Here is a 1,032-nt window from a genome sequence, read left to right on the forward strand (position 1 = left end):
AAGAACATAGATCGAAGAAACTTTAAGCCACTGAAATACAAGTAAACATAACGCCCTGTTAAGGGGTGAGCAACGCAATACTAAAGCCGCCGCATACCACCTTAATCACTTAAACCAACGCATAGTGAAAATGCCACGCGTTGCGAATCCCTCTTGAACAGTTTGTTATAAGCACTGTGACTTGAAATATTTAAGTAGTTCTTCACCAGCAGGTTCCAAGCAATAGTTATCGAATATTGAGCCCAAAAGACCTTTAGACTCTAACCTAGCACAAAGAAACGAGGCGTTTACTTTAAGCTCAGTTGGCAGTAAATCAACGACATCGTCAACCGCAAACAGTGTATTTTCTGAACCTGATAGCTTGTCTCGATGATGCATGTAGATTTTTCCGACCTCACCAAACATAAGAGCTTCTGATGGCGACATTTCACCAATAACGTTTATTAAATCAAAAGATGGTATGTTCGATGGTGGGTTGCCAGTTATGCTTTCCGCGATGATTCTGGCTATTGTAGAAGTACGTTCAATATCTGAAATTCTTATGACACGACTAAAAGCATTTTGTGCCAAATCGAAAAACTCTTCTGAAGCCAGAAATTGTTCGTCTATTTTTCTACTGTTAAGAAACTGTATCTCTTGGTGAAGTTCACTAAAAAGAGACTCAATACGGCGTTGATAAATCTCATTAGCCATTGAGTTAAAATGAGAATCTACAAATGCTCCTACCATGGGTAAAGAGGCCACTATCGACTTTACCCATGGACTGTCGCCATACTTTTGAATTAACAATTCGACTTGCGCATTAGGATCACTTTGACTTAACTGCATATTTCCCACTTGCCCCTCCTGTAATGAAACTTGATTGTGCTTATAACGCCCAATTAAGTTGTGAGTAACGCTGCCACCTTACTCAAACACTTCACCGTAATCACTAAACAGATTGAAACCGAAAGCGCCGAGCGTTGCGAATCAGCTTAAATTGTTTGTTATGTTTTACCACAAATGACTGATTTATTTGGCAAAGAACTGCAT

The 1,032-nt window shown here is 39.5% G+C and carries 1 protein-coding gene; it reads right to left on the reverse strand.

The features are described from left to right. Positions 1 to 165 precede the first annotated feature (165 nt). Positions 166 to 837 (reverse strand): hypothetical protein, encoded by a 672-nt coding sequence (locus tag CDZ87_RS16930; RefSeq protein WP_157806500.1) that lies wholly within the window; start codon positions 835 to 837, stop codon positions 166 to 168. Positions 838 to 1,032 lie beyond the last annotated feature (195 nt).

The sequence above is a fragment of the Vibrio salilacus genome (genome assembly GCF_002811245.1).
Lineage (GTDB): Bacteria > Pseudomonadota > Gammaproteobacteria > Enterobacterales > Vibrionaceae > Vibrio > Vibrio salilacus.